This is a genomic window from Gracilimonas halophila (assembly GCF_042684365.1).
Taxonomy (GTDB): Bacteria; Bacteroidota; Rhodothermia; order Balneolales; family Balneolaceae; genus Gracilimonas; species Gracilimonas halophila.
The window spans coordinates 1-23,925 of the sequence record NZ_JBHULI010000002.1 but is presented as its reverse complement, the minus strand read 5'-3'; the positions used below and the strand labels follow the sequence as shown (position 1 = coordinate 23,925).

The window sequence follows — 23,925 nt, the reverse complement described above, 5'->3', positions numbered from 1 at the left end:
GTAAAGAAGACATTACTATGATGAAGCCAAAACGATTATTAATAATATTGATCACCATTCTTGTTCTTGGAAATTGCACCACTTCTGATGAGCCGAATCCCCGTCTCTCTATGTTTGTCGGTGTGGATATCAGTGGGTCATACCAGAACAGTGGTCATTTTGACAATTCGATCGAATTTCTTTCTCAATATATCTATGCCCATTTAAACGGTATAGAAGAGCTGGAAAAGCCGAACGTTTTATTTGTCAGTTCGATCGGAGGATCAAATGATAACGAACCAAAAACATTTTATCCTATCCAAACTTTTGAGAACAGGAGTCCGGCAGAAATTGAAGAAAAGCTGCGTGAGATATTTCCCAAGGAAACACAAAATCGGTTTACTGACTTCAATGCTTTCTTTGAACAGATCGCGCTTACCATCAGGAATAAAAACCTGCTACTGCGGCCGGTTTCAGTAGTTATGTTAAGTGATGGTATTCCGGATGTAACAGTAAACGGTGAGACTGATTTTCGAAGTCTTGATTTTTCACCCCTCGAAAAATTATCCCGAAATATCACCATACGTTTGTTATACACGGATGCAACTACCGGTAGAAACTGGCAAACGAAAGTGCCGCGAAGGCGAGTAAAAGTATGGACACAAGATGCCAATGTGATGACTTCATGGAATGACTCTACGATCTTTATTCCCGACCAACCTATTGAGGAACAAGATCGTTTTATCTCGTGGATCGAAGACAATGTAGATTTTGGAGTAAGGGCCCGCAGGGTAGACTAAGGGCTTATGCTACTTTTTATATTCCGTAAACTCTCCGGCCCTTAATCTTTTGAAATAATCCTTGGATGCGGCTCTCACTTTGGGTGAAAGGAGAAGGGCCGATATCATGGTTGGCACTGCCATCAGTGCAAACATTCCGTCGATGAGATTGATCACAGCATCCAAAGAAGCAACGGCACCAAAAATGATGGAGAACACATAAAAATAATTATAGAGGTGTTGTTTATCAGCACCTATCAGAAAGCCCAGGCACTTGGAACCGTAGTACGAATAGGATAACATGGAACTCACACTAAAGGTGAATACAGAGATCATCAACAAGTAGGTTCCGAAAGTAGGTAAAGCTTCATTGAAAGCGTTGAGGGTCAAAGTGACACCATTCGCTTCGGTGGTTTGCCACACACCGGTAACTAAAATAGCAAGGGCGGTCATAGTACATACGATAAGTGTGTCGATAGCAGGTTCCATCATAGCTACCAATCCTTCTCGGATGGGTTCTTTAGTTTTGGATGCACCATGGGCCAATGACTCGGTTCCAATTCCTGCCTCATTCGAAAATGCGGCCCGTTGAATTCCAATAATGATCAACTGCCCAACGGCTCCACCCATAACCGCTTTCCCGGTGAAAGCATCTGTTACGATCAGTCCTAAGTAATATGGTACATCAGCTATATGAACAGCAAGAATGAAAACAACAGAAACGAAATAGATAACCACCATTGAAGGAACCAGTTTGGAAGCTACTTTCCCGATCTTGGTAATTCCTCCAAAGATCACAAGTGAAACCAAACCGACCAATGCAATTCCAGTAATCAGATTTCCTGAAAAAGCAGCATCGGCCTCAACCCAACCATTTGGGATATAGATAAAATCTCTTAGAATTTGAACCAGCTGATTAGTTTGAAAGATCGGTAAAGGGCCGAACAAACCTGCCATTGCAAAAAGATATGCCAAGGGCATCCATTTTTTATTGAGGCCTTCGCGGATAACGTACATCGGCCCTCCCTGGATCTTGCCTTCGCTGTCTTCACCGCGGTACATAATGGATAGTGTACAGGTAAAGAATTTTGTTGCCATTCCTACAATTGCACTCATCCACATCCAGAACAAGGCACCGGGACCGCCCATAAAAATGGCTACGGCTACACCGCTTATGTTACCCATTCCCACTGTAGAAGCAAGTGCCGTTGAAAGCGCCTCAAAGTGATTGATATCACCGGGATCGTCGGGGTTGTCATATTTCCCGCGTACCAGATCGATGGCATGAAAGAAAAACTTGAACGGGGTAAATCCTGAGGAGATCAAAAACCATAGCCCTCCTCCTACCAATAGAATGACCAGTGGATATCCCCACATAAAGGATGAAAAAGCTGCTAAAAATTCTTCGAGGAGTGCCAGAGTTTTGTCCGTTTTGTGAATCTTAAGCGTAGAAACTAACTATCGGACGGTTAATTGTCTAATGTTCGCAGAAAAAAGATAAAATCGGTTGCGGGTGGTGTTTGTCCTGCTTGCCTTAAAAGTGAAGCAATTTGAGCCCGGTGATGCTGTCCATGAATAGTAAGATGAACCAAGATCTCCTCTACAAAGTTTGTAAAGGCTTCACCTTTTGAATTTTTGTAGTTAATGATCTCATCTTTTTTTGAGATCAGCCCGTTAAGCTTATATGGATTATGGTGCAAAAGCTTTTCAATTTCCTGTATCGACAAGGAAGGCCAGATATCTGATGGAAGAGGCTCTTTTTTGATTCGGTTTACCCAAATCAATTGTGCAGTTAATAAATGGGCAAACAGTCTTAGGATCTCAGAACGCTCCTCAGATTCAGGAAGTTGGTTTAATGATCTAAAAACACTGGAATTAGCCCAGGAATCATAATCCAATAGTTTCTTTAAATCCATTATCCAATGCCATAAAACTTAGAGATGCCATTTATGATAAACTGAACACCGATGGCCAGTACAATGAAACCCATCATACGGGTAATAACAGTCATTCCTGAAGACCCAATGTATTTTACCAATTTAGGCGCCACTCTGAGTATCAGGTAAGCTAGAAATGCTGTTGCAAGAACGGCAGCTCCATGCACAATGTAATCTGTTACACCCTGAGCTTCAGAGCCAAATCCAATTACTACGGCAATACTTCCGGGGCCTGAAAGCAAGGGCATTGCAAGCGGACTAAAAGAAACATCTTCTTTTTCCATGGCAGCTTCCTGATCCTTTTTTGTCAGCTTTCTACCACCATTTTGTGGACTTAACATAGAAAAACCACTGCGGACAATGACCAAGCCACCTGCAATTTGAATTCCGGGCAGGCTGATTCCAAAGAAGCTCAAAATAAATGTACCGATGAGTAAAAATGTGATCAGTACAAAAAACATATAGGTGCTGGCCTTGCGGGCAGTCCTTGACTTCTCAGAATCGGTATGCCCTTCCATAAGGGAAATATAAACCGGCATGGCTGCAAATGGATTCACTACTGAAAATAACGAAGAAAAGCTGGCGGCAAACAAAGCAAGAGCGCTCATAAAGACAGTTGAAAAGGGTATTATTTCGTTAAAGAATTCTTCCATAGTAGTGATAAGATACTGACCTTTTGATCAAATTTTAACAGTGTTTTTTAGTCTGAACAAAGCTTAACTTTTAGTTTACAGATAATATTTTATTTTCGATTTTCATCTTAAAATTATTTCGATATGAGCACCGCCCAACTGACTTCTTACGATCAATTAATTGAAGCAACAGAAGAAATTCTGGATCGGGATGTGACCCGTGATGAAAAGCTGTTTGCTATCTGTGAACTTCTTGCAGACGAAATATCGACATTTAGCTGGGTAGGGTTTTATTTACCTGACCAGGAAGGTAAAGAGGAGTTGGTACTTGGTCCGTTTGTTGGCCCACCTACAAATCATAAACGGATACCATACGGAAGTGGAATTTGTGGTCAGGTTGCTTTGAGTCACGAAACTTTTGTTGCCCAGGATGTGGAAAGTGAAGATAACTATCTGGCTTGCAGTGTAGATGTTAAATCAGAAATCGTGGTACCTATCATGAAAGGAGAAAAGTTTGTGGGGCAGTTAGACATAGATTCTAACACTAAGAATTCTATTTCGAAAGAGCAGGAAGCATTGCTTGAAGAGATCTGCGAAATGCTTACGGATGAATTTTAATTTTTAACTTCGAATAAATATCAGCTGTTCACATTCACATCTACGGGCAGCATATCTATAGCCGTGGTTACATTGGAACTGAATGTGTAACCATTAACGGCAAGGGCTTGATGGCATGCTTTCATAAGCTGAGATCTGACATCGATTAGATCAGCTGATTCACTAAATGTATTAACCCAAAATAGCACCTCAAGTTCAATATAGCCGGGATTAAACCCTGAAATTTGAACGGTTGGAGCAGGTTGCTTTAAGGTGTTCTCGTTGTTCTGCACGGTAGAAAGTAATAATTCCCGAGCATTTTGAGGATCATCCCCGTAATCGATTCCAATAGTAAAACGCCCTCTTCGAAGTCCATCGCGAGTGAAATTATGTAACGGGTTTTTATATATGATGGCACTTGGAATAAAGATGTCACACCCTTCAGCAGTTCGAATGTGAACCTCCCGAATCTCAATACGCTTTACTTTTCCACGAATACCATTGCTTTCAATAATATCGCCCACATCAAATGACCGGCTAAAAGAGAGAAACAAACCCGCCAGTAAATTTTCTCCAATTTCACGAAAAGCAAATCCCAGTACGACCGCCATAACACCTCCGGCAGCCAAAAAACTAGCAGCAACCTGGCTAAGTCCAAGCAGGTTTAAAGCGATCACAATTCCAATAAGACTGAAGCCCCAGCGAATCAACCGTTTGATGAGTCGAGTTTGTTTTATTGCTTTTGTTTTTCGCTTCCCTAAAACTTTCTCGATACCATTGCTAACAAATTGCCCAGCAAACACCAACACAACGATGGTAAAAACGGCGCCTAAAATCTGGGGAACGGATTCTATTAAACGTTGCAGTTGAAGTTCGAAAAGATCTTGCATGAAGAATCAGTTCTTAATTATTAAGACTAAGATCAGAGATATGGAGGTTTACACTATGATTTGCTCTCAAGCCAAAAATACCATCTGTTGTCAGTACCGATGAATTTACAGATGCGACCTCTTCATCATTTATAGAAAACGAAATAGCATTACCGACAACAGCCACCTCTAAGACATTCATAACCGAAGAGTTTTCAGTAACACCACTTTCATATTTTATGATAGCACTGCTTGGAGTCCAGTTTTGAAGCACTTCAGTTTCTTCACCCATTCGTTGTTTCACTAAAAATTCGCCGGTATTCCGAAGCAAGAAATAAATGTAGGATTGATTTTCACCCTGAAGATCAGAGCCTCCAATAAAAATTCCATATCCTTCGCGGTTTCGATCTCCTGGATCAAAAAAGTGTAGCTCAGACGTAACGGTGAAATTTCCGGAAGCTGTGTTTGAGGGATGATAGAAGATGCCGGCAGGCCCTGTTGTGATGTGCCAGCCGGGAGTCATATTTACAAAATAAACATCCGCTTCCGCCGGGTTTGAACTTATTATCACATCTTCCATTTCATGGTCTAAACGAACCTCCCAACCTTCAGGAACTTCAAGATTAGTACCCTGTGGCATGTTAGGATCAGGACGATCCTGTGCCATTACAATTGTAGAACAAAATAATACCCAAACAATAAACCTGACCGTAGTCTTCATATAATACACCCTTTTTTTTATTGACCAACCTACTAACCTGGTGGATTATACGATATTTGAAGGAATTGGCGAAATGATCAGAGTATTTTTAATCTAAAGCCATTCCACGATCTGGTCTTTTTTCTCTACTTCCACAAACTTTTCAAAGATCTCATGCAAGCTGGAATCTTTTTGAAGTTCCTTTCGGCTGATGGAATCTAGGTAAGCTTTGATCTTACCGTTATGCAATATGGCGATATCATCACAAAGGTTCTCAACAACTTCAAGAATATGACTGGTTACAATAATGGTCACACCCTTGTTCTTAAGACGTCGGATCACATTTTTCATGCGTTCGATGGAAATTACATCCACCGACTCAAAAGGCTCATCCAATAAAAGGAGCTTGGGTTCAAGCAGAACGGCTGTTACAAAAGCTAATTTTTTACGGCTGCCTGATGAAAGCTTATTCACTTTTATTTTGGCAAAATCCTTGATATCAAAATAATCCATGAGGGAATAGGCTTTCTCGATAAGCCCTTCTTTTTCAACTTCATATATTTCACAGATATATTCAATGAATTCCAAGCTGCTGAATTGCTCAAATAAAAGCGGAGGTTGCAAAACGGATGCAGTTAACCGTTTTATATTGAGCTCATTATCAGTATTAAGCTCCATTCCATGGATCTTAATATCGCCTCCTTCAAAGCTTAGTAATCCGGTCAATACACCGATGTGCGTACTCTTTCCTGCGCCGTTGGGGCCTATCAGCCCAAAAATAGTGCCTTTAGGAATATCAAGCTCCAGGTCCTTGAGAACAGGCTCTTCTTCATAACATTTTATAAGTTTGTTGATCTCTACAGCTCGTTCCATAATCTCATTAATACACGGTTTTTAAAAAGGTTAACCAAAACATCCATGTGTTGCCACAAATAGATCGCCATAATGACAATGACCGTACTCATAATGGTAAGGCGATACCACTCAAGTCCATTCAACGGTACAAAGACCAAATATCCCATAGAAAAAATGAGGAATGATATGGCAAATGTAACTTTTTGTGGTATGATGGGGTGCTTATAACTGAAAGAAGAATAAGTTGCTTTTTGATACTGAAAGTAAGAACTCCATACAAACAGCAGCATGAACATCAGAAAGAAGAACGTATTTGCGATAAAGATCTGAAGTGGGGAACCTATCTCAGGTATCACAAGCAATTCGAAAACAGTGATCAGATAGAACACGAGCAATGGGAGTAGGATTACCCCTAAAAAACGTTCCTTAAGTTGCTTTTCAAGGTTAATGGGAAACTGAAGGTGAAGTAAAAACTCTCTGTTCTCATATCCATACATGTTGGCCATACCCATTGCCAGCAGGGCAACAGGAATACCGGCGAGTATGGTTGGAATTAGAATGGTTCTGGCTAATTCAAATTCAACATTCATAAGTAAGGGGACATACACGATCGGAATGATAGTGAGCGTCAAAACCTGAAGTCGGTTATATGGATGTTTCATTACATAGAAATAATACTTTCCGGCGTTTCTCCCCAATATTTTTCTCAAAACCTTCCACAGCATACTGCTTTCTTCTTCGGCTTTTTTAAGTCCAGGATTCAACAAGCCTTGTTTTGTTGAAGTGATCGACCACAGTAAGCCCAATTATCACAACGGCAAAGAAGAAAATGATAATGGCATTCATCCATCCATAATAGGTTGTTACTGTTTGAATGAGCATACCACCGGGTAACCACGAGAGGAATGCATTGATGGTTTCAACCTGAGGGACAAATTCGGCAAATATTCTACTTGAGTTAGAGGCAAAAAGAGAGATCATTTGAAATAAACCGAAGATCAGTATAAAAAAACCTACTACGACGGCAATAAATCGTTTTTCTACTACCCGAATAAACCGATGTTTGATGGAGTAGATGATCACATAATTCAAGGCCACTGCTACAATGGCAACAGGAACCTGGAAGGCATAATCGACCTGGATCAATAAAAAGACCAGCCAGGTGAAGTTATAGATAATATTAACGGGGTGACAAAACCCGATGAGGGTCAGGTATTTAGCAAGACGATCCAATGAAAAGCCAAAGCCAAGTAGTTTTCGGTTTTCCTCAATATTAAGTAACCGCATATTGGTAAAAGAGAAATGCATCACCCAATAAGCGTTCCCAAATACAAGTAGTATGAAAGAGTAGATATCAGGAGTTAGCCAGGGAAGCTGAACTTGCATCCATGGGTCACTGTCCATCAAAACCACTACAATGGCTGTCCCTATCAAGTTCACCAGCATGATCCCCAAAAACAGGATATACCCGATCGTAAGCAACAGCTAAAAACGATTCAGGTTGGAGATGAAAATACGCCAGTTTAATGATAGCAACCGGTAGAACAACGCTTTTTAGTATTTGAACTATGTTAAAATTCAGGGTGAATATTATAACAGATACAAACTGTTTTATCTATTTGAAAATTCAAATAAATAGTAACTAAAAAACGACCGACTTAAATAGAAAAAAAGCGGGCTAGTTTTCCACCAAACTCAACAAGTTTTCAGGCACATCGATGTCCATTCGTAAGACCTGTGATGCATGGGTCTTACCCTGCGCATCCAGTTTTAGAGAGACGGTTCCGCCTCCGCCCAAACTTTCGTTTAGCAGGAAATTGAGGGCCCCGATGTTGGGTAATTCAAAACGCTCTACATCACCTTTACAAACATGTTTCATGTGTTCTTTAACACGATCAGCGGTAAGGTTTTCTTTGAGAAATGGATAGATCTCTGGGTGGCGGGCAATGATACCTACATTACTCCCATTTCCTTTGTCGCCGCTACGGCCATGAGCAATTTTGAGAAGTTTTACAGTTGGCATATCAGAGTATGTTTAAGGCTAAATTTTTGATAAAGATAACGGGATTTGGTTTCACTTCACAATGATAAGCCTGAACTAATCTGACAGATAATACACCACTGTAGAAACTACCCGAATATTTTTTATATGCGGATTGTTATTATCTCTTGGTGAAATACTAAACTGTCCCTGACAAGCTGTTTTGATCTTGCCTAGCTCACTGTTGGAATCTTCGGCAAATTTCTCAGCTACTGCTCTAGCTTCCTTCGTAGCTTCCTCGATCATCTGCGGTTTGATCTCATTCAGACTGTTGAATAAATACTCGGTACGATTTTGGTATTCGTCCCCGCTCAAGGTAACGCCCTGTTTGCCCAGGTCGGCGAGCTTAGTCATGACTAAACGAACATCTTCTACTTTTTCAGAATATACCGTAACGGTTTGAGTAGCCACATAACGAAACTCAGATTCGTTTGCGCCGCCATAACGCTGGGCAGATTTATCTGTTACAAGTGGGGAAGATATCGAGATCTCTTCTTCCCTGAATCCATTTTCAATGAGAAAAGCACGGACTTTCTGAGCACTGCTTTCAAGCGAAGTATAGATATCTTCAAGGCGATTGCTTGCTTAAGAAAACTGGATGGGCCAAATCACAATATCCGCAAGATGTTCCTGCTCCGAAAGTCCTTTTACCGTTACCGTTCGTTCATATTCTTTAAAAGTGATTGCGGCGTTGCTGAGCAAAAAACCAAATGCTACGAGGCCAAGAAAAATAGCACCGCCAATTATGGTAAGCCCTCGATTACTTTGTGTATCCATGATGTGTGGTTCTAAAAAATTAGCAGTATCAAATAATAATAGTCGAGAAAAAGAAATATTGTTTCGGTAGAAAAACTAACATTCTACTCAGAACTCAGAACTCAGAACTCAGAACTCAGAACTCAGAACTCAGCTCGTTCCGCCATTTCCAGCCAGATCAATTCTTTCTCTTCGATCTCTTCTTTGAGTTCTTCAAACTCCCGGGACAGTTTATTAAGTTTTTCGTATTCCAGATCACCTGAACTCATTTTTTCCTCGAGCTTGGATTTCTTCTTCTCCAATTCAGTGATCTCTTTTTCCAGCTTGTTGTATTCGCGGCGTTCGGTATAGCTTAGTTTGTCTGAGTTATTTTTTTGGGGAACAGATTTTTCCTCAGTTTTCTTCTCCGGTTTCTGAATTTCCTTTTGTTGGGAAGAAGACATCCTTGCCAGCATCTCCTCTCTGTACTCATCATAAGTCCCATGGAAATCCTTGATCTCGCCCTGACCTTCAAACACAAAATAATGATCAACGAGTTTGTCCATGAAAAAGCGATCATGAGATACGATGATGAGGCAGCCTCCAAAGTTTTGCAAAAAATCTTCCAGCTTGTTAAGGGTGAGGAGGTCGAGGTCGTTGGTGGGCTCATCCAGGATCAGAAAGTTCGGATTCTTGATAAGAACCATCATTAATCCCAACCGGCGCTTTTCACCACCGCTTAGTTTCTCAACCGGCGTATACTGCATTTTCCCGGGAAACATGAAATGCTCAAGGAACTGCGAGGCGGTGATCTTATCTCCATTTGCTAACTCAATAACTTCAGCCACTTCCTTGATAACCTCTATAACCCGCTTACTTCCGTCGATCTCAATTCCCTGCTGTTGGTAATGCCCGTAAACGATGGTTTCCCCGGTTTCAATTTGACCGGAATCGGCGGGTTCTTCTCTCATCAATACTTTAAGGAAAGTGCTTTTTCCAACCCCGTTCTTTCCAAGAATACCTATACGCTCTCCCTTCACAAACTGATAACTGAAATCATCCAGGATCACGGTCTCATTAAAAGCCTTGGAGATATTCTTGAGCTCAAGGATCTTCCCGCCCATGCGGCTCATATTCACATCCAGCTGTAACTCCTCTTCCTCGCGGGCGGAAGTTGCTTTGTCTTTGGTTTCGTAGAATGCCTTTATTCGCGACTTAGATTTGGTGGTTCGGGCTTTGGGTCCCCGGCGGATCCACTCCAGTTCCTTCTTCATGAGCTTACCGGCCTTGGCGATCTCTGTAGCTTCTACTTCTTCACGTTCGGCCTTCTTTTGCAGATAATACTCGTAATTTCCTTTGTGGTGATAAAGCTTGCCGTAATCCAGTTCCAGAATGTGATTACACACCCGGTCCAGGAAATAGCGATCGTGAGTTACCATCAGCAAGGTCATGGCGCTTTTAGCAAGATACTGCTCCAGCCACTCGATCATCTCTACATCCAGATGGTTGGTAGGCTCATCCAGGATCAACAGGTCGGGTTCATCCAGGAGTACAAAAGCCAGGGCCACTCGTTTACGCTCTCCACCCGATAGGGAAGCAATGGACTGATCAAGATCGTGAATATTCAGAATGCTTAGGATCTGCTCCATCTGTTGTTCCACATCCCAGGCTTCGGCGGCATCCATAGCGGCCGATGCTTTTTCAAACTGTTGTTGGGTTTGTGGGTTGAAATCCTCAGCTTGATCATGAACAGCCCTCTCATACCGCTGTACGATCCGGATCTTTTCAGAATTTCCGTGAGCAATAAATTCACTGATGGTCATGCTCTCATCCATCTCAGGCTCCTGGGCCAAAAACCCCACCTGAATGCCTTTTTGGGTCATCACCTTACCTGAATCCTGTTCCATTTCTCCCGCTAAGATCTTAAGTAGGGTTGATTTTCCGGTTCCGTTTGGGGCTATCAATGCGGTTTTATCTCCTTTAGAGATGCCAAAGGTCAGGTCTTCAAAAAGTGGTTTGATCCCAAAATTTTTGGAAAGGTTTTCGGTGGAAAGATAGGTCATGTAGTAAGAAGGTTGTGAACTCTGATGATGAATATTTAAAATACGGATAAAAGGAGTGGAATATTGAATGTTGATCGGAGGAATATTGAAAAATCAAGTGAGTCCGGCCGGCTTCATAGTATTCTCATTTCGGATCTTATATTTTTGAGGTAAAATCACAAAATTCAGGATTGAATCTCACCTTACATCTGATTAAAGTGATTGCAAAGAATTAAGGATGAATGTGAGCTTTAGAAATCCCCCAAAAATCAAAAATCAGGATGGTAAAGAACGCTCGGTTGGCTTTGAGTTTGAGTTCACCGGTGTGGAGATGAAGGATGCCGCCGAAATGACCTCAGAACTGTATGGCGGAAAGGTAGAACAGATCAGCGGATATGAATATGCAGTCAACGATTCTGAATTTGGAGACTTTTCCCTGGAACTTGATGCCAGCTTGTTTTTGAATAAGAAATATGAAAAGGTACTGAAATCGGTAGGGTTAGATGTTGATAAGCTTAAGAACAAAGAGAAGCTTGAAGATACGCTGCGGGATATGGCCTCAACTGTGGTTCCATTTGAGATCATTACACCGCCCATTCCGATCTCAAGTTTAGAGCAAATGGATAGGCTGGTAGAGAAGTTGAGGGAATGGAAAGCCAAAGGGACCGGCAGTTCCTTTTTCTATGCATTTGGGCTTCACCTGAATCCCGAGGTTCCGGAGCTTTCGGCGGAAAGCATTCTTCATCACCTGAAAGCGTATGTAATGATGGACGCATGGATCCGAAAAGATGCCAATATCGATTTAGCAAGGAAGATCACTCCCTACATCAACGAATATGAGATGGACTACATCAGGTTTATCCTGCAGGAGGACTATAAGCCGGACCTTAAAACTTTGATCACAGACTACTTTAAATTTAAAAATTCCCGAAACCGCCCCCTTGATCTCCTGCCTGTTTTTATGTTCATGGATGAAAAGACCACAAAGGGTTTACTTGAAGAAGAGCTGACCTCCGCCCGGCCAACGTTCCATTACCGATTGCCAAACTGCTCAATAGAGGATGAATCCTGGTCGCTGGCAGAAGAGTGGAACCGATGGTTATTGGTAGAACAGTTAGCAAATGATGAAAAAAGTTTAGATCAATACAGTCGTGCTTTTTTGAATATGGATGAAAAATCTGTTTTCGGTATGAAAAAGAAATGGATCAAACTTATGGATCGCTGGGTGAACAATGTTAGATAGACAGCCGGTAATTGGAGTAACAGGGCCAAATGAAGGAGGTCAGGCCGCCTGGTTGTTTACGGCATTTTCGGTGATCCTGGCCGGAGGGAAACCACTACGTATAACTACTGATATGCCCCGGGATATAGATCAAATTGACGGATTGATCATCGGTGGAGGCGCTGATGTGGAGCCTCTCAAATATGGACAGCAACGCATTGAAAGGGCGGTACTTGCCAGAGATAAACGCACTATTATAGAATGGGTACTATCCATTTTATTCTTTCCGGTCTATTGGGTAGCCCGCTATTTTCAGCATACCAAACGTTCTCCTGTTGATCTGGAGCGGGATGAGCTGGAGTTGAAATATCTATCCAAAGCAACAGAGCAGAAGATGCCGGTTTTAGGAATTTGTAGAGGAATGCAACTAATGAATGTGCACTTTAAAGGTACTTTACATCAGGACATAAGAGGGTTTTATGGAGAGAAATCTCAGGTTTCTTCCATCTTTCCCAAAAAGAGGATTGTAGTAGAGGATGGTACCAGGTTATGTGAGTTGCTTCAAACTGATATTTGTAACGTGAATGCCCTGCATAATCAGGCTATTGATAAGCCTGGAGAAGGAATTCGGTTGGCAGCCAGAGAATTGAACACGGAAGTTTATCAAGCAATAGAACACCGGGAATATCCTTTTGTGATCGGAGTTCAGTGGCATCCCGAATATCTCATCCAAATAGCCCGACAGCGTAATATTTTTAAAGGCTTGGTGAAAGCAGCTGTCAGTAATACAACCTAATCAGTACAAGATCCGGGTCCTGATTGTGTGTTTCACTTTATTCATCTCTTCAAGGATTCGGTCGTCATATTCCTTATCCATATCAAGAACAACATAGCCAATATGTTCATTGGTTTTGAGATACTGACCCAGGATATTGATATCCATTTCGGAAAGCAGATTATTGATCTCAGAAAGTACACCGGGTTTATTTTCATGAATGTGCAGGATGCGGTGGGCATCTTTTTGTTTGGGAAGATTGAGAGGTGGCACAGTATGAGAACCTACCGTAGTTCCGTCATCGATCAGATTAATGAGTTTGGTAGAAACATCAATTCCAATATTGTATTGAGCTTCCAGTGTAGACCCCCCGATATGTGGGGTAAGGATCACATTAGGAATATTTTGAAGTTCGGTTTTGAAAGCCTCTCCTTTCGATTCCGGCTCCTCGGGATATACATCAATACCGGCTCCTGAAACATGTCCTGATTCAAGGGCATCTTTTAATGCAGGAATATCAACTACCGAACCTCGGGATAAATTCAAGAGGATACTGCCTTTTTTCATTTTTGAGATGTTCTCGGTATCTATCAAATTTTTAGTACCGGGGGTGGCGGGCACGTGTAATGTTACAATATCAGACCGATGTAAAAGTTCATCCAGCGATTCCATTCGGGTAGCATTACCCATCGGCAGTTTTGGTTCTATATCATAATAAAGCACATCAAAACCCATATTCTCGGCCAGCACAGACACTTGTGATCCGATATGCCCATATCCAATTATCCCGATCTTTTTGCCACGAACTTCATAACTGTCTTTGGCATCCTTCAACCAGATTCCTTCATGGGCTTTTTTATCACGAAGTGGAATACGGCGCATAAGCATTATGGATTCCGCGATCACCAATTCTGCTACCGAACGTGTGTTGGAATAGGGAGAGTTAAAGACCGTGATCCCAGCCATCATTGCTGCATCAAGGTCAACCTGATTAGTACCGATACAAAAACACCCGATCGCTTTTAGCTTATTTGCTTTTTCGATCACCTTTTTAGTGAGATGAGTCTTTGAGCGAACCCCAATGATCTGAACATCTTCTATATGCTCAAGAAGCTCCTCTTCGCTCCAGGCAACATCATGAGTTTCTATATTCACAAAATGATGTCGTTCGAAGTTCTCTTTGGCTTTTGGATGAATACCTTCCAGTAATAAAACTTTGATCTGTTCTTTGGGGTAGGAAAGATCGTTTTTAGCTTCTGTCATAAAATGATTGATAAATAAATGAGTGAGTAGCCCAAGTTAAAAAACATTTAGGACTAATCTGACTTACTCCGAAAACACTCTGGCTTTATTAGTCCTATATTTACAGAAGCAGATATAAGGAGTAAATTTGAAACAATTTTACTCGTAAAGCGAATAGGAGATCCAAGTGTTATAGTTAGCTCGATCTTAATATTTATGAATTACAACTATAACGAAGTAACAACGGGAACACTAATCAAAGGATAGGAATGATGATAAAGAAATCAGGGGCATTGATTTTAGTTTTTATACTAACTATTAGCACCACAATTGCACAGTCAACCCAACCGATCGAAGTTGGTGAAAAGATCTCAGCTTCACTACAATCGGAAAGCATTCACAACTTTGAGGCAGAATTCCCATCTAATTATTATGTATTTGGCAGTGTAACTCAGATATCAGTGGATGTGGTAGTTACCATCTATAATCCCGAAGGAAAAGAAGCAGCTAAATTTGATGGTCCGGCAAGAGGAAATGAGTCTTTTCAATTTAACACCAGGGAAGCGGGAACCTACCGGATCGAAGTGACCCCGTTTGAAAAGGAAGAAGGAGAATATGACATAACCCTGAAAATAGCCGAACCAATTGCTGAAGACCCGGCAGGTAAGGTGGATCAGCTGATGACAGAATACTCGGGCAATATTCCCGGTGCAGCGGCCATGGTTATTAAAAATGGAGAAGTGGTTTTTCAGAATTCCTATGGTATGGCAAATCTTGCTTATGATGTTGAAATGACAAATGAAACGGTCCACAACATCGGTTCAACTTCAAAGCATTTTTTAACTTTTGGACTTCTGTTATTGCAGGAAGACGGAATGCTTTCTTTAGATGATGATGTCAGAAAATATATTCCTGAACTTCCTGAATTTGAGCACACCGTCACGCTTAAGAATTTAGTAAATCATACTAGTGGGTACCGGGAGTTTTTGAATACCCTTGTGATGACCGGCCGAAGCCCTAGTATGGAATTAAGTCAGGAACACGTGATCGAAATGATCAACCGTCAGCCTGAACTTCAGAACGTACCGGGCGCAGAATTCAATTACAATAATACTGGTTATGTATTGATGACGGAGGTTATTGAGCGAGTTACGGAAACACCATTTCCTGAATGGATGAAAGAACATGTGTTTGAGCCGATCGGGATGGATAATACGGTGGTTCGTGCCGGTCCCGGGCAAGTTGTTGAGAACAGATCAATGGGATATGAGCCAGTTGGGGACGGAGGGTTTAAAGAAGTTATGGATCTTGGCGGAGCCATGGGGCCGGGAGGTATCCACACCACGATGGGAGATCTTCAGAAATGGGTCAATAATCTTCTTGACCCAAAAGTAGGTACTCAAGAGATGATCGAAGCAATGACCACCCCATTTGAATTAAACAATGGGGCTTCTACAGGCTATGGTCTGGGGCTTTTTTCAGAGGAATTCAGGGGACTTGAATATTTCCACCATGGAGGGGCGGATATGGCTCATCGGTCCATGCTTATGGTATTCCCGGAATTGAGCAGTGCCGTGGTTACACAAAGTAATTACGCTGCTTTTCAGGGAAATACAGCGCAAAGAATAGCTGAGATCTTTTTTGAAGAACATATGGAGCAAAAGGCTCAGCAAGAAGACATGACTGAAGAAGAGGGAGAAGAATTTGTATATGATGCTGCAGATTTTGAACCGCTAACCGGGCGGTATGAACTCAGTATTATGCCGGGGTTTGTCCTCACTTTTTCAAGAGATGGGGATCGGATCTACACACAGGCTACCGGCCAGCCTGAGGTTGACATAACGGCCACATCAGATTCAACTTTTAACCTTGTTGGCGTAAATGCCGCTATCACTTTCCATCGAAATGATGACGGTTCGGCCGATTCGCTCACTCTTCACCAAAATGGAAATCACATTGCTAAGAAGATCGAATTTGACCCAAGCCAAGAAGAACTGCAGGAGTACACGGGTCGGTATTTTAGTGATGAGACTGAAACACTTTACACCATTGCTATTGAAGATAGCAGCCTAATGCTTCAGCATTACCAAATGGAAGACGATATCAAGCTTACGCCCGGAAACATAGATTCTTTTGGAGGCGGTTTCCCAATAGCAGATATCTCATTCGAAAGAAATGAAGCCGGAGATATCATTGGCTTTAAGGCATCCAATGGCCGAACCAGAGGAGTGTATTTCAGAAAGTGGGATGAATAAAAAGTAAATTTTACCGCCCCTGAACTCGTTTTCTTAAGTTCATACTAGTTTTATACTGTCGGTTTTCACGAACAAGGTGAAGGTCCATTTCCTCACCTTCTTCGTATTCCCGCATCAGTGCCCAGGCATGCATCTCACTGGTTACGCGCTCATCGCCTATCTGGACGATCACATCTCCCGGCATGATGCCACACTCGTAAGCAGGTCCGCTTTTATTGACCTCGGTTACAAAGAGACCCAATACGCGCGGAATATTCGGGTATTGCATGATCAGCTGCCGTGTCACAGGAACAAACTTCATTCCCGGATCATAGTCCAATGACACGGTTCCTGATTCTTTAAGCTGATTGATGATCTTCTGTACCCGATTGCTTGGAATGGCAAATCCTAATCCCACAAAACCACTGCTTGTACCGCCGGTAAAAATGAAGGTATTCACACCCATCACCTCGCCATTACTGTTTATTAGTGGTCCGCCTGAGTTCCCTCTGTTGATGGCTGCATCAGTTTGGATCATCTCAACGTAAACCCTTGGGTCTTGGGGGTCGGGCCGGAAATCTCTTTCCTTGGCACTTACAACACCTACGGTAACAGAGGGCTGGCCATCGGCAAAGAGTCCGAACGGATTACCCATAGCTATACTCCATTCTCCAACCATAATATTATCAGAGTCCGCAAAATCAATGTGAGGATATGTTCGGCTTTGGTCTTTAATTTTAAGCAACGAGAGGTCGGCAAGTTCATCAGAACCGAGTAGTTCGGCGTCATAGGTGTTCCCATCAGAAAGCGCCACCATAATGGTTTTGGAATTTTTACTGGCCACATGTTCATTGGTTACTACCAAACCATCTTCACTGATTATGAAACCGGAGCCTACGCTTTGCACTTCCCGCTGCATGGGGACATCAAAATATCGGAAAAAGAAAGAATCAAATTCTCGGGTGTAGCCACGCTGAAGTTCCGTTACGGTGATACTTACAACAGCAGGCCCGGCTTTATCAACGGCGTTTGTAATGGCATTTCGGCGGGAACCATCGATGGTTGAAAGCTGATTGCCATCTTCCGCTTTTATGTCTTTATCAGTCTGGGTTTTGGTGTTGTTAACGGTACCTATTGACGCAACAGGAGAAGGGTTTTTTTGATCTGGGTCTTGTTGAATACTGCACCCGGTAAACATTAAGGTCACCAATGAAATAGTAACGAATCGAACCATAAGTAGCTCTGCGGTTTTAAAAAAGTATTTGGTTAAGCTATAATTAAAGGACTCATTCAACGCATTTTCCTGCATTCAATTGTATGATAACACCTACAGGTCATGATATAATCGCCAGAGAATGGTTCCCAGTTGCATCATCAGGATAGAAGTGAGTTTATATTCCTTGCTGGTAAACACTCTTTTCCGTTTCAAAACAACATATCCAAAAAGAGGAGTTTTGGGTGGGATCTTCATTTTGTTCTTGATCAATTCTTTCTCTGTAAGTGCAAATAGAGGGATCCCTATCTCAGCCGGCAGTCCTTCTTCTTCCGACATTTTAGGAAGGATACCCTTATCAGAAGTAAATACATTGTTGACCAAATAAGGTCTTTTTTGTTCTAAGACAAGTTTAAAAGTGGGCTCTTCTTTTAGATCCTTGGGGCCATATCGTCGCGGAAGTTGTACTCCGTTTGCCAGAAGCATTTGCACATTATCACCGCTGATAGTCCAAAACGAAAGGTGGTCAAGTTCTAATTTCTGACCTATGATCTTGGTGAGCTTTTGAGTAGTCGAAACGAAATCACCTGAAGAAACTTCAAACAATATGCTTTTGGTGATCTCTTTTTTATCAAGAGCCAGTTTCTCCGGCAGATCCGGGATGTCAACATTAGCTACCAGCTTCATGCGAATACGGTTCAATAACTCTTCCTTATCAGTATTGAAAAGAGCCTTGTCAATAAAATCAGCAGCACCTAAGCCAAGCGCTTTTTGTTCCTTTTCAACGGAAGGAAGGCTTGTCATGATAAGGATAGGGATCTTTTTCCTGTCCGCATCTGCGGTAAGAGATTCCAGGAATTCGATACCGCTCATGCCGGGCATATGGATATCGGAAAGTATAAAATGAACGGGTTGTTCGGAAAGAATATCAATTCCGTGTTGGGCAGTTTTGGCATTTACTACGTTATAGTCCTGACCCAGCATATTATTAAGGATGATATGCATTGGTGGGTCATCATCAATAACCAATAATGTATAATCCTTTTCCATTTTGAACTGACTTTAACTAACCTTGGTACATAATAGTAAAAACTCAGTCGCAGAGCTATAATTGTTCCCTTCCTGCAGAAATTACATCTTTGACAGCTTTTTTCAGGGGGCCTTCATGCCATGCACCGGCCGCTTTTTGGTGCCCTCCACCATTAAACGACCGTGCCCATTTGTTTACATCTATTTTGTCACTTTGTGAACGCAAACTTAATTTGATCCGGTCTCCATCTTCCCGAAATAATACGCACGCTTTTACGCCTTCAACACTCAGTGGGTATTGTACAAATCCTTCGGTGTCTTCATTAGTGCATCCGGTTGCTTCAAACATCTCCTGGGTAATACAGATAGTGGAAAAAAGCCCGTTGGCATGAAGCTCGATGGTATCGAGGGCCATACTAAGCAACTTTAACTGACGTAATGGACGGGATGCATAAATGCGCTCGGTAATTTCATTGGGAGTAAATTCCCCGCGTTTCAAGAGGTCGGCCGCAACATGCATGGTCGCAGGTTTCACACTGTCAAACTGGAATGAGCCGGTGTCTGTTACCAGCCCCAGGTACATAGCTTTTGCAGCGTGTTCATCAATTTGGTCTGCATTATGTTCGGCATACAGCTGATAGATCAGTTCACAGGTAGATGAAGCCGAAACCACAGATACAAACTCCTCAAAGATATCATCCGGGTCAGGATGGTGGTCAACCATAAAAATAGGTTTCCCCAGGTTTTTGAGAGATTCTGCCGTCTCCCCAAAACGATGAAGCGCATTTCCATCAACGACTATAAAGGCGTCAAAGTCTTGTAGCTTGTCTTTGGAAGGTTTTGAGATCGGGAAGAAAGTCTCCAGCCAGTTCATATTTCCGGGGACGTCGTCTTCATTAAAAGCGGTTACCTCGATCCCGTTTTTCTGCAGCCACAAACTGAGGGCTACCTGGGAGCCGAGACAATCACCATCCGGTCTCAGGTGTGAAAAGACAGCTACTTTTTGGTGTGATAAAATTTTCGAAATAAAGTTTTTGAACATAAAATTCTCCATGGCGTCAAAAATAGGCGAACATTGACAGAAATCCACTTATTTTAAAGCAGAAATAATTTCAGCTTAAAATCAATTATGCACGCAGTTATAGTAAGTAACGGTTTTCCTCCAACTAAAGAACTTCTGGAATTTGAAACTGAAAAAGCGGACCTGATCATTGGTGCTGATGGCGGTGGAAACACGATCTTAACTCATGGTATCACACCTGATATTGTGATCGGAGACCTGGACAGCTTCAAGAAGCCGGAAAATGCCGATTTCGATATCATTCTTGATGAGGGTCAGGAAACCAATGACCTGGAAAAAGCACTTTCGCTGGTGTCAGAGAAGAAGGCAAAAACCTGCACGGTGCTGGGCGCTTTTGGCAAACGTATGGATCATGCTTTGAAAAACCTTTCAGTGCTTAAAAAGTTTGATAACAGGTTTAGCTCTTTGATCTATAAAGATGAGTTATTTGAAGCCTTGCTGATAACCGAGTCTATTACCATGAATATAGGAGCAGGGCGCATGGTATCCTTATTTCCGCTATCGGGCGAGGTTCGGGAAGTAGTTACAAAGGGGCTGAAGTATCCTTTGGATAATGAATTACTTAAGAATGGAGAGCGGGACGGAACCTCCAACGAGACAGTGGAGGATGAGTTTTCCGTCGCTGTCGGGGAAGGAGATCTAATCGTGTTTGTTGAAATGAGTGCATGGAGTAGTCGGGCAAATTGAAGACCTATGTGGCTTCAACCTGTTCTTCACGAGGCTTAAATTTCGAATTATTCTCCTCCATCGATCTCTTCCATGAGATGTAGCCGCCTACGGCAATGATCGTGAATACAAGGAATTGAAAACTTGTAAGCACCAATTCCTTGTAGAAATACAGGGGAATGGAAATGAGATCGGTGATGATCCAGGCAACCCAGCTTTCAAGTTTCTTGCGGGCCATCAGGTACATCCCCAAAATGGCGAAACACGTTGTCAAAGAATCCCAGAAAGGAACATCACTGTCAGTAAAATTAGAGAGAACAAAGTATAGAATGCTGAAGGAGCCGATGGTTAATGCAGCTGAGATCAGGTTTTCGGTCTTGTTATTCATGGTAACACGAACCTGTTCCCGGTCATCACTTTTTGGGTGAAGCCAGTAATACCAGCCATACACGCTCATAATGAAGTAGTAGAAATTAACGCCCATGTCGGCATACAACTTATATATGTAGGCAATGTACACATAGATGAGTACGCTCACGATGCCGGTAGGATAAACCCAGATATTCTCCTTCATGGAATACCATACACTGAGGAGTCCGGTTGCTACAGCGATCCATTCGAGTATGGTGGTCTGAAGTACTCCGGTTACGATCCCATCAATAATATATTCCATGAAGCCTGGCTTAGATAATTACTAAAATTCAGCCGTGAAGATAAGCAGGGGAAAGGTGAACTGATAAGTCTATTTAACAGAACTCCGGATCTCAAAGCATTAATGGCAGTGCTGGTGCGATGCCGACCAGGTAGTACCTGCAGGACAATTTTGGGTACTGTCATCGCCGGATAAGGCCGTTGCTAAAAACCAGGCCCCGATCAGGAAAAGAAGTGCCAAACCGGCCACTCCTATCTTTGAAGTAAAAGTTGAGCGGTCTTTATCGATACAGCAGTTCTTGTATTTTTTCCCACTTCCGCAGTGGCATGGTTCGTTTCTGTTGGGTTTCTCAGCCATGGAGTATATTGGTTGTTGATGAGTGTATGATCAATAAACGACTAAATTTCCAAAAGAAGAAATTTCTGGTGGGACTCCATCCGCGTCCGATTTAAAACGCTTTGTTATTTGAGGTATTCAAGACCTTTAATTTCTGTCATTTGTTTTAGATATGATCTTAATTCCTCAAGCTGTTCTTTTGTGTGAAGAGGTAACTGAATTTTTTCTGTTGACCCAATACTATTTTTGATCTCAATAACATTTTTGTGGACCCGAATCCCTTTTACTTTTTCCCACATTATTTCATTCTTTTCTCCCCAATGAAATGTATAGTTATGAAGATGAATTCCTTTCTCATCAATTGTAAGAGATGGATTATTTTTTCCCGGGAAAAAGGCAAAAAATAAACTTAGTAATATACCGGTCAGGTTCATCCACTCAAGAGTTCCCTCGTATTTTAAAGTGAAGACAATAGCTCCTATGAAAAACCCTAAAAGTGCTGTTCCCAAAAAACGAATTGCCTTAATGTATGGGGCTTGATCATTTACTTTGAATTCAAAATTTTCCATCGGTCTAAATTAAGTTTGAGGGAGGAACGGCTCAGCGTTTAAGGGTTAGTGGAAATAGCGAAATTAATTTTTTAGAAACAAGTACGATCGCCCCAGTCCGTGGGTCAGAATCGGTCTCGGTTACCGATACCTCCAAAGCGCGGGTTTACGACATTGTTGAGTAGCGAGCCGAAGCGGTAGCGGAATCCGAAGCTGATGCCCGCCTCGTAGTTGGTTTCGAGCTGTCTGCGCCTCAGAAGCACATCTTCGAGGTCTGCGTTACCCTTTGGAAGGTTGATCTGATCGTGGATGATTTCAAGGAAGCCACCAACCTCGACGGAAAGCCCTCTTGTGATACGAACTTCGAACTCCGCATCAAACTGAAGGCTGTTACGAGACAGGTCGTGAAGGTACTGCGAGGCATTAACGCCTATTTCGATCCCTCCCCACGGCTGGACGACTTCATACCCTGCATTGAGTAGATGCTGTGGAAGCAATTCCTCGATTTCGTTATAGATCGTAGTGTCTCGATAGGTGATGTGCGAGGCGCCCAGGCGATAAGCAACCGTCAGCTGTCGCCGATTCGCTTCGCGGTAAGGATAGAGGTTCCACTCCATTGCGCCCATGAAACGGTAGCGCCAGTCCACGTTAGAAAACGTCGAGGTAAGAACATCTCCGTATGCACCGGCCGACCAGTGCGGCGAGATGCTTCGTACGGCATAGCTGGTGAATCCGTCGCGTCGGGCCGTGCTCGTGATCGTTCCTTCCTCACGTTCAAATCGATCGTAGTTGTAGTTAAAGAAGGGGCGGAACTGAAGCTTCCAATCCTCAGTCACCCGGCTGACGTACACCCCGTACCGGGTGTCGTAAGAGCGCTGCTGGGACTCGAAGTCGGCGCTGCCATCGGCATAGACTTCGATCGTCCAATGGTTCCAGGGATCTTCCGTTATCAGGGTCTGTCCGGTGGTGGATACTTCAGACGGCGCGATATCCACACGCAGTCTGTCTCGTATGGGAGTCTGCATCAGGTATGGCACGAGTGCGGCTTCGAGGGTTTGGAGAAATCCGTCCCGATCTTCGGCTTCAGTGGCATCTGCAGGTGCATTGAAGACGGTCGAGAAATCCAGCCCCTCAAAGATGCCCAGGCCGATGACATCTATGGTCCGTGCCTCACCACCTGATCCCGTGCTCTCGCTGGTGACGAGAACGTGAACATCGGCGACTTCACGGTCACGGACGTGATCCAGATAAGGCATCTCCTGACGCATGAACGTCTCATCGCAGAAGTCACAGTCGAGGAAGAGCGCGAGCCGGGTGGGTGTTGCCATCTCTACCCCTTGTGCTGACGCAGGGTTGATGCCAGCACAGAACCATAAAAATACGATCAGACATACCGCGGTAGTGACATGTTCTATTCTTTTCTTGAAATTGCGGATCCAGGGTAGTGTGACCAAATAAAGCAGATGGCTCGGGCTGAAAGAGAACGACATGTCGTCTTCTGCTTCAGCATGTGCACAGTATGAGGGAGCATCCGGAAAGATACCGGGCAACTCTAAATGGTCTCGAATTACTTGTGAATTTTGATCATGAATTGGTTGTGGCATGGATCTCAAAATTAGGGGGTAACGACCCAGGGTTTAAACGGCGCGGGGATTATGATTTGGTTGAAGTAGCGAAATTATTTCCTGGCAATCAGGTTCCATTGCGCCCCGTCCGTGTCCGATTTAAAACGCATTGTTATGTTTTGAATTTACTGGATTT

Annotated in this window: 24 protein-coding genes and 1 pseudogene; 6 read left to right on the top strand and 19 right to left on the bottom strand. The window is 42.8% G+C overall.

The window, feature by feature from the left end; all coding sequences use genetic code 11:
• Positions 1 to 17 precede the first annotated feature (17 nt).
• On the top strand, positions 18 to 779 hold the full coding sequence (locus ACFSVN_RS01185) for a hypothetical protein (RefSeq protein ID WP_390297386.1): 762 nt from the start codon (positions 18 to 20) through the stop codon (positions 777 to 779).
• 9 nt (positions 780 to 788) lie between these two features.
• Here ACFSVN_RS01185 and ACFSVN_RS01180 read toward each other — a convergent pair whose 3' ends face one another.
• From ACFSVN_RS01180 to ACFSVN_RS01170, 3 genes are all read right to left on the bottom strand, one after another.
• Entirely contained in the window at positions 789 to 2,135 is a 1,347-nt protein-coding gene (locus tag ACFSVN_RS01180) for an alanine/glycine:cation symporter family protein (RefSeq protein WP_390297383.1), read from the bottom strand.
• Between the two features lie 92 nt (positions 2,136 to 2,227).
• A complete protein-coding gene (locus ACFSVN_RS01175; RefSeq protein ID WP_390297380.1) occupies positions 2,228 to 2,674 on the bottom strand; it encodes a DinB family protein in 447 nt (148 codons plus the stop codon).
• Positions 2,674 to 3,303 carry a MarC family NAAT transporter gene (locus ACFSVN_RS01170; RefSeq protein WP_390297377.1) on the bottom strand — a complete coding sequence of 210 codons (630 nt, stop codon included), beginning with the start codon at positions 3,301 to 3,303 and terminating at the stop codon, positions 2,674 to 2,676. Before ACFSVN_RS01170 ends, ACFSVN_RS01175 begins: the two co-directional genes overlap by 1 nt.
• Positions 3,304 to 3,471: 168 nt before the next feature.
• Here ACFSVN_RS01170 and ACFSVN_RS01165 point away from each other — a divergent pair, with 168 nt between their 5' ends.
• Entirely contained in the window at positions 3,472 to 3,945 is a 474-nt protein-coding gene (locus tag ACFSVN_RS01165) for a GAF domain-containing protein (protein WP_390297374.1), read from the top strand.
• 20 nt (positions 3,946 to 3,965) lie between these two features.
• Here ACFSVN_RS01165 and ACFSVN_RS01160 read toward each other — a convergent pair whose 3' ends face one another.
• From ACFSVN_RS01160 to ACFSVN_RS01125, 8 genes and pseudogenes are all read right to left on the bottom strand, one after another.
• Positions 3,966 to 4,814 carry a mechanosensitive ion channel family protein gene (locus ACFSVN_RS01160; RefSeq protein ID WP_390297371.1) on the bottom strand — a complete coding sequence of 283 codons (849 nt, stop codon included), beginning with the start codon at positions 4,812 to 4,814 and terminating at the stop codon, positions 3,966 to 3,968.
• A gap of 13 nt (positions 4,815 to 4,827) precedes the next feature.
• The gene (locus ACFSVN_RS01155) at positions 4,828 to 5,514 is read right to left on the bottom strand and encodes a hypothetical protein (protein ID WP_390297368.1); all 687 of its coding nucleotides are present in this window, start codon (positions 5,512 to 5,514) and stop codon (positions 4,828 to 4,830) included.
• Between the two features lie 93 nt (positions 5,515 to 5,607).
• Positions 5,608 to 6,366, bottom strand: coding sequence for an ABC transporter ATP-binding protein (locus ACFSVN_RS01150; protein WP_390297366.1), 759 nt, complete (start codon positions 6,364 to 6,366; stop codon positions 5,608 to 5,610).
• A complete protein-coding gene (locus ACFSVN_RS01145) occupies positions 6,351 to 7,112 on the bottom strand; it encodes a hypothetical protein (RefSeq protein WP_390297364.1) in 762 nt (253 codons plus the stop codon). The genes ACFSVN_RS01150 and ACFSVN_RS01145 overlap by 16 nt, the downstream gene beginning before the upstream one ends.
• Positions 7,096 to 7,830 carry a hypothetical protein gene (locus ACFSVN_RS01140; RefSeq protein ID WP_390297362.1) on the bottom strand — a complete coding sequence of 245 codons (735 nt, stop codon included), beginning with the start codon at positions 7,828 to 7,830 and terminating at the stop codon, positions 7,096 to 7,098. Before ACFSVN_RS01140 ends, ACFSVN_RS01145 begins: the two co-directional genes overlap by 17 nt.
• Before the next feature lie 196 nt (positions 7,831 to 8,026).
• Positions 8,027 to 8,371, bottom strand: coding sequence for an AtuA-related protein (locus ACFSVN_RS01135; protein WP_390297360.1), 345 nt, complete (start codon positions 8,369 to 8,371; stop codon positions 8,027 to 8,029).
• Between the two features lie 75 nt (positions 8,372 to 8,446).
• A pseudogene (locus tag ACFSVN_RS01130) lies at positions 8,447 to 9,166 on the bottom strand (SIMPL domain-containing protein).
• Positions 9,167 to 9,288: 122 nt separating this feature from the next.
• Positions 9,289 to 11,187 (bottom strand): ABC-F family ATP-binding cassette domain-containing protein, encoded by a 1,899-nt coding sequence (locus ACFSVN_RS01125; protein WP_390297358.1) that lies wholly within the window; start codon positions 11,185 to 11,187, stop codon positions 9,289 to 9,291.
• Positions 11,188 to 11,410: 223 nt separating this feature from the next.
• On the opposite strand from ACFSVN_RS01125, the gene ACFSVN_RS01120 reads away from it, so the two are divergent.
• Together ACFSVN_RS01120 and ACFSVN_RS01115 are read left to right on the top strand one after the other, a co-directional pair.
• Positions 11,411 to 12,409: an amidoligase family protein gene (locus ACFSVN_RS01120; protein WP_390297355.1), complete on the top strand. Its 999-nt coding sequence runs from the start codon at positions 11,411 to 11,413 to the stop codon at positions 12,407 to 12,409.
• Positions 12,399 to 13,184, top strand: coding sequence for a gamma-glutamyl-gamma-aminobutyrate hydrolase family protein (locus ACFSVN_RS01115; protein WP_390297352.1), 786 nt, complete (start codon positions 12,399 to 12,401; stop codon positions 13,182 to 13,184). Before ACFSVN_RS01120 ends, ACFSVN_RS01115 begins: the two co-directional genes overlap by 11 nt.
• Here ACFSVN_RS01115 and serA read toward each other — a convergent pair whose 3' ends face one another.
• Entirely contained in the window at positions 13,185 to 14,426 is a 1,242-nt protein-coding gene (gene serA / locus ACFSVN_RS01110) for a phosphoglycerate dehydrogenase (protein ID WP_390297350.1), read from the bottom strand. It abuts the gene before it with no gap.
• 248 nt (positions 14,427 to 14,674) lie between these two features.
• On the opposite strand from serA, the gene ACFSVN_RS01105 reads away from it, so the two are divergent.
• Positions 14,675 to 16,660, top strand: a complete 1,986-nt coding sequence (locus tag ACFSVN_RS01105) for a serine hydrolase (protein ID WP_390297347.1) — start codon at positions 14,675 to 14,677, stop codon at positions 16,658 to 16,660.
• A 10-nt stretch (positions 16,661 to 16,670) separates the two neighbouring features.
• Here the strand turns inward: ACFSVN_RS01105 and ACFSVN_RS01100 are convergent, their stop codons facing one another.
• The 3 genes from ACFSVN_RS01100 to ACFSVN_RS01090 all read right to left on the bottom strand — a co-directional run bounded on the left by ACFSVN_RS01100 (position 16,671) and on the right by ACFSVN_RS01090 (position 19,935).
• Positions 16,671 to 17,873, bottom strand: coding sequence for a S1C family serine protease (locus ACFSVN_RS01100; RefSeq protein ID WP_390297344.1), 1,203 nt, complete (start codon positions 17,871 to 17,873; stop codon positions 16,671 to 16,673).
• Positions 17,874 to 17,966: 93 nt separating this feature from the next.
• On the bottom strand, positions 17,967 to 18,902 hold the full coding sequence (locus ACFSVN_RS01095; protein ID WP_390297341.1) for a response regulator: 936 nt from the start codon (positions 18,900 to 18,902) through the stop codon (positions 17,967 to 17,969).
• A 55-nt stretch (positions 18,903 to 18,957) separates the two neighbouring features.
• Positions 18,958 to 19,935, bottom strand: coding sequence for a DHH family phosphoesterase (locus tag ACFSVN_RS01090; protein ID WP_390297338.1), 978 nt, complete (start codon positions 19,933 to 19,935; stop codon positions 18,958 to 18,960).
• A gap of 75 nt (positions 19,936 to 20,010) precedes the next feature.
• Between ACFSVN_RS01090 and ACFSVN_RS01085 the strand changes: the two genes are divergently transcribed.
• The gene (locus ACFSVN_RS01085; RefSeq protein ID WP_390297335.1) at positions 20,011 to 20,649 is read left to right on the top strand and encodes a thiamine diphosphokinase; all 639 of its coding nucleotides are present in this window, start codon (positions 20,011 to 20,013) and stop codon (positions 20,647 to 20,649) included.
• Positions 20,650 to 20,653: 4 nt separating this feature from the next.
• On the opposite strand, the gene pnuC is transcribed toward ACFSVN_RS01085, so the two are convergent.
• From pnuC to ACFSVN_RS01065, 4 genes are all read right to left on the bottom strand, one after another.
• Positions 20,654 to 21,301 carry a nicotinamide riboside transporter PnuC gene (pnuC, locus tag ACFSVN_RS01080; RefSeq protein WP_390297332.1) on the bottom strand — a complete coding sequence of 216 codons (648 nt, stop codon included), beginning with the start codon at positions 21,299 to 21,301 and terminating at the stop codon, positions 20,654 to 20,656.
• Positions 21,302 to 21,400: 99 nt separating this feature from the next.
• The gene (locus tag ACFSVN_RS01075) at positions 21,401 to 21,637 is read right to left on the bottom strand and encodes an SEC-C metal-binding domain-containing protein (protein ID WP_390297329.1); all 237 of its coding nucleotides are present in this window, start codon (positions 21,635 to 21,637) and stop codon (positions 21,401 to 21,403) included.
• 104 nt (positions 21,638 to 21,741) lie between these two features.
• Entirely contained in the window at positions 21,742 to 22,185 is a 444-nt protein-coding gene (locus ACFSVN_RS01070; RefSeq protein WP_390297326.1) for a hypothetical protein, read from the bottom strand.
• A gap of 104 nt (positions 22,186 to 22,289) precedes the next feature.
• Positions 22,290 to 23,768 carry a hypothetical protein gene (locus ACFSVN_RS01065; RefSeq protein WP_390297323.1) on the bottom strand — a complete coding sequence of 493 codons (1,479 nt, stop codon included), beginning with the start codon at positions 23,766 to 23,768 and terminating at the stop codon, positions 22,290 to 22,292.
• Positions 23,769 to 23,925 lie beyond the last annotated feature (157 nt).